The 4,017-nt window shown below is 64.5% G+C and carries 7 protein-coding genes and 1 pseudogene; 7 read left to right on the top strand and 1 reads right to left on the bottom strand.

Annotated features, from left to right (window positions below):
• The 6 genes and pseudogenes from AC1DWT_RS49930 to AC1DWT_RS49905 form a co-directional block, all read left to right on the top strand.
• Positions 1-110 (top strand): SDR family oxidoreductase (locus tag AC1DWT_RS49930; RefSeq protein ID WP_477926139.1); only part of this gene is annotated, 110 nt, incomplete at its 5' end.
• Positions 107-530, top strand: a pseudogene (locus tag AC1DWT_RS49925) (MaoC family dehydratase). The gene AC1DWT_RS49930 and the pseudogene AC1DWT_RS49925, both read left to right, overlap by 4 nt.
• A 612-nt stretch (positions 531-1,142) precedes the next feature.
• Entirely contained in the window at positions 1,143-1,562 is a 420-nt protein-coding gene (locus tag AC1DWT_RS49920) for a MarR family winged helix-turn-helix transcriptional regulator (RefSeq protein WP_477926138.1), read from the top strand.
• A 35-nt stretch (positions 1,563-1,597) separates the two neighbouring features.
• On the top strand, positions 1,598-2,053 hold the full coding sequence (locus tag AC1DWT_RS49915; protein ID WP_477926137.1) for a hypothetical protein: 456 nt from the start codon (positions 1,598-1,600) through the stop codon (positions 2,051-2,053).
• On the top strand, positions 2,050-2,316 hold the full coding sequence (locus AC1DWT_RS49910; RefSeq protein WP_477926136.1) for a hypothetical protein: 267 nt from the start codon (positions 2,050-2,052) through the stop codon (positions 2,314-2,316). Before AC1DWT_RS49915 ends, AC1DWT_RS49910 begins: the two co-directional genes overlap by 4 nt.
• Complete coding sequence (locus AC1DWT_RS49905) at positions 2,313-2,645, top strand: rhodanese-like domain-containing protein (RefSeq protein WP_477926135.1); 333 nt, start codon at positions 2,313-2,315, stop codon at positions 2,643-2,645. The genes AC1DWT_RS49910 and AC1DWT_RS49905 overlap by 4 nt, the downstream gene beginning before the upstream one ends.
• Before the next feature lie 78 nt (positions 2,646-2,723).
• On the opposite strand, the gene AC1DWT_RS49900 is transcribed toward AC1DWT_RS49905, so the two are convergent.
• On the bottom strand, positions 2,724-3,074 hold the full coding sequence (locus AC1DWT_RS49900; RefSeq protein WP_133987616.1) for a hypothetical protein: 351 nt from the start codon (positions 3,072-3,074) through the stop codon (positions 2,724-2,726).
• A 583-nt stretch (positions 3,075-3,657) separates the two neighbouring features.
• Between AC1DWT_RS49900 and AC1DWT_RS49895 the strand changes: the two genes are divergently transcribed.
• A partial coding sequence (locus AC1DWT_RS49895) for a DUF998 domain-containing protein (protein WP_477926134.1) occupies positions 3,658-4,017 on the top strand: 360 nt, incomplete at its 3' end.

The following is a 4,017-nucleotide window of genomic DNA, read 5'->3' as shown; positions in this document are numbered from 1 at the left end:
GAGTTGGGGTCCCCGACGACATCGCACACGCGATCTCATTCCTTGCCAGTGAGGGAGCCGGATTCGTCTCCGGGCAGGTTCTCTACGTCGCCGGAGGGCCCAAAGTATGAAAACACTCAACGGAATCGATGAATTGCACGCGGTGGCGAACACCCCGATCGGCTACTCGTCATGGCACACCCTCACACAGGAGAAAATCGACACGTTCGCTGACGCGACGGGTGACCACCAGTGGATTCACGTCGATCCCTCACGGGCTGCTGACGGACCGTTCGGCGCCACCATCGATGCTTGTATGGGAGGTCTACGTCGTCGACGGCGTCCGAATGGGAATCAACTACGGGTCGAACAAGGTTCGATTCCCGGCACCCGTCCCCGTCGGTTCACGGATTCGCGCTGCGGTTGAAATAGCAGACGTTGAAACCGTTCCCTCGGGCGTCCAGGTTGTCACGGCCGTCACGATCGAACGCGAGAATGCCGACAAGCCGGTTTGTATTGCTGAGATTGTCAGCATCTACTCTCCGAATTAACGTCGCAAATTTGCGAAATCCCCACCGGATAGATTGCACGATGACAAATGATCGAAGGGGGCTGCACTGGCTCAGCGGGTCTTCGCGCTTGCGGCGACCACGTCGCGGCGGAAACTCTTCGGGGAACGGCTTCGGGATCGCGAAAGACTTCGGGATCTCCGAGCCGACCCAGCACAACTGGGTCAAAATGGGTCTCGGTGACGAGGGAAGTGGGGAGTGAGGCTCCGGTGAAGACGTCGCCGAAGGAGATTCGTGAGTGGGCGATCAGCGAGGGTCACGAGGTGTTGTCCCGCGGCGGATTTCGGCCGAGCTCGAGCGAGCCTTCCGTGATGCTCAGGTAGCGACGCCGGTCGCGTGAGTCGCAACATTGCCCTGTTCCAAAGTGTGGCCATCCTGCCAGGGAGGCTATGAGCCTGCGGGACGATGATCTTCAGCGCCGTGCGGTGGCGGTTGTCCGCGTCAGCGGTGCCGGCGTCGAGTCTTCGCCGGCGCGGCGAGGCTGGTCAGGGCCGGGGGTGGACTTCGGCTTCTCTCGGCGTGAACTCTGAGGGGGGAATCGACGGTTCGCCCACAAATTGAGCTGTGGTGGTGCGGTGTGGGTAGCCTGCTCCCATGTCGCAGCCTCCGTCTTTCAGTCCTACGGTCACGCTGCTCACGGTGAGCCGGGTGTGGGAGGCGGCATTCACCGACGGTTTGAAGCCGCTCGGGTTGACTACCCGCAAGTACGGGCTGTTGGGGCACATCCGCGGGACGCCGGGCATCTCGTTCAGTGAGCTCGCTCGGCGTTCCCGCATCACCGTGCAGAGCGCTCACACGGCGGTCGCGGCGTTCGTCGAGTCCGGGTTGGTCGACGACTCGACCGCGCACGCCGGGGCCGCCTCGACCCTGCGGATCACGGCGGAGGGCGAATCGCTGCTGGCTCGCGCGGCCGAGGTAGTGACCCGTCTCGATGACGAGTTCGCCACGCAGCATCCCGAGCTGACCGAGGCGCTGCGGGCGCACATGGTGCGGGTGATGTCGGCGACTGACTGACACCTCACCGCCAACCTTCAGTTAGGCTGAAGGTCATGGAATCGTTGTTGCTCTCCCTCCACGTCGTGGCGGGCATCCTCTTCGTGGGCCCGGTCGCGGTGGCCACCAGCCTGTTCCCCCGGCACGCGCCGGTGACCGCCACAGTGGGCGGTGCGCAGCAGATCGAGCGGAACATCAACACCGCCCGGGTGCTGCACCGGATCACCCGTATCTACGGCGTCCTGGCGGTCGCGGTCCCGGTCGTCGGCCTTCTCCTCGCCACCGTGCAAGGCCGCACGAGCGAGGTCTGGGTCGTGGTCGCGATGGTGCTCACCGCGATCGCCGGTGGACTGCTCGCCCTGCAAATCGCCCCGCTCCAACAACAGGCGCTCACCACACCCGACGACGGAACCCAACTCCGACGCCTCGGCATGGTGACCGGCCTGTTCAACCTGTTGTGGGTGGTCGTCGTCGTGCTGATGATCGTGCGACCCGGATCGAGCTACGTATGACCGAGTTGCTGCGCACGCTGGCCGTGCTCTCGGCACTCGAGACCGTCAGCGTCCTGGCGTTGCTGGCCAACCTCGGCACCGTGCACGACGCCGCGGTCGCCGGTGTCCTCGGCCCGATCCACGGTGCGCTCTACCTGTCCGTCGCCGTCACGGCACTGCTCGGTCGCGGCCTGACGACCCGGACCCGCATTGGTGCGCTCGTGCCCGTGCTCAGCGGCCCTCTCACGATGGTCAACCTGCGGCAGGAGGCGCGCAGCGCATGAGTCTCAGACAATTATCTGCGCCGACCGCAGCGATCAGCGCCGCGGAGGCGGTCCGCCTCGTCGAACACGGTGCCCTCGTTGTCGATGTCCGCCGCCAGTTCGAGTGGAACCGGGTACACATCCCCGGCGCCGTGCACGCGCCACTCGAGGAACTGCTCGACCGCTGCCTGGAGTCCCCCGACGACCGTCTGCTCATCACCTTCTGTACCGGCGGAATTCGCTCGGCCGGGGCTGCGAACCTGCTGGTGGAGAACGGCTTCGACGCGGTGAACATGAGCGGTGGCCTCCTCCACTGGCGCGGTGCGGGCGGGTCACTGACCGCCTGGTGAGAGGGTGGCACTCTCCCCGTGATCCCGTCCCTTGCGACACTGGTCGAGCTGGCACCCGGCCTGGCCGGATTGTCTAAATTAATCGGTGTCTGTGGCGTGCTTCCGGTGCCGCGCGAGGAAACGAGCGCGGTGCCGCTCGAGGGTGGCCTCCGTATCGCGGAGGATTTGCCGATGCCGGCGGGCACTGGCGTACCGCACAGCGGCACCGCGCCGCCGCAACATCTGTGCGTGGGCAGCCGCGGACTGGTCGTCGAACAGAACCGCCGCGGCCTCGTCACACTCGATCAGCACCCACTCGTACGCAAGCCGGGCCGGGGCCGCGTCGTCGAAGAGCGCCGGCATCACCGTGTCGTCGAACAGTTGGAAGGGGACACGCGCGAGTCGGTACTGGAGGCGGCCGAGCGCTCGTGCCACGGCTGCGACTCCCATGGAATTCGATGGTAAGTGGTAGGAGGTGCGTGCCGCATCAATTCGACTGCCTCACAGTCGGTCCATTTCCTTGTGAGGAGGTCTCCCTCAAGCACCCGATCAATCGCCGTTTCCGAAAGAGCCGGTCGGGTATTCCGTCCGAAGGACGAGGAGGTCTGTGTTTGCCTGTGCTGGTCGTGTCCGCCGGTGTGCGGCCGGGGGTGCCGAAGGACCCCGGCCACCTCGCCGAAGAAACCGCCGATAACGGAGATATGTCAACTGAAACTTTGAAGTGATTGCGCGCCAGTGCTTTTGAATCACCGTCAATGTACCGACGACGCCGGTCGCAGAGCCCGATCCCCGGCAAGTACGACCTGATACACAGTGGAGGCCGACCATGCAGACATTTCGGACAGCATTCTCAGGTTCGGGTCGTAGGGTCACGCAGGTCATCCCGGCCGGCTCTTTCCGGCCTCGCTCGACACATCTGGTTCGACGGAGAGAATGCAGTATCAGCAATCCGCACTGCGCCGGAACGTCACCGAGAACAGATAATCTTCGCCACGCAACTGCTGGCACGGCCTGGGTACTTTCGTTCGCTTACTTGTTGGCGGAGGTGTTCACCGCGGCGGCGTGGAGTACGCCTTACAGCTTCGCGCAGGACTCGATCAGCTCCCTGGGCGTGACGGCCTGCGACGTCGGATCCTGCTCACCGCTGCACGACCTCATGAATTCGACGTTCGTCGCGCTCGGGGTGCTCACCCTCCTCGGTGCACTGTTTCTTCATCGGCACATCAGAAGTGGCCGGGAGAAGAAGTGGATACTCTCCCTTGCCGTGATCATCGCGATCAGCACCGCTGCCACCGGACTGTTTCCGGCGAACGATGGAACGATCATCCACTGGTCGGCCGTGTTGCCGGGCTTCGTGGCGCGCCACGTGGTGCTCGTGCTCATCGCCTGGCAT

The organism is Rhodococcus sp. P4_B6, from assembly GCF_056402215.1.
Note: the sequence above shows the minus strand (reverse complement) of the source record. Positions and strands in the feature narration are given on the sequence as shown.

Bases quoted from the DNA above. Each gene is read 5' to 3' on its own strand.
- AC1DWT_RS49920 (WP_477926138.1), top strand. From the start codon at position 1,143: ATGTCGCAGCCTCCGTCTTTCAGTCCTACGGTCACGCTGCTCACGGTG.
- AC1DWT_RS49915 (WP_477926137.1), top strand. From the start codon at position 1,598: ATGGAATCGTTGTTGCTCTCCCTCCACGTCGTGGCGGGCATCCTCTTC.
- AC1DWT_RS49910 (WP_477926136.1), top strand. From the start codon at position 2,050: ATGACCGAGTTGCTGCGCACGCTGGCCGTGCTCTCGGCACTCGAGACC.
- AC1DWT_RS49905 (WP_477926135.1), top strand. From the start codon at position 2,313: ATGAGTCTCAGACAATTATCTGCGCCGACCGCAGCGATCAGCGCCGCG.
- AC1DWT_RS49900 (WP_133987616.1), bottom strand. From the start codon at position 3,074: ATGGGAGTCGCAGCCGTGGCACGAGCGCTCGGCCGCCTCCAGTACCGA.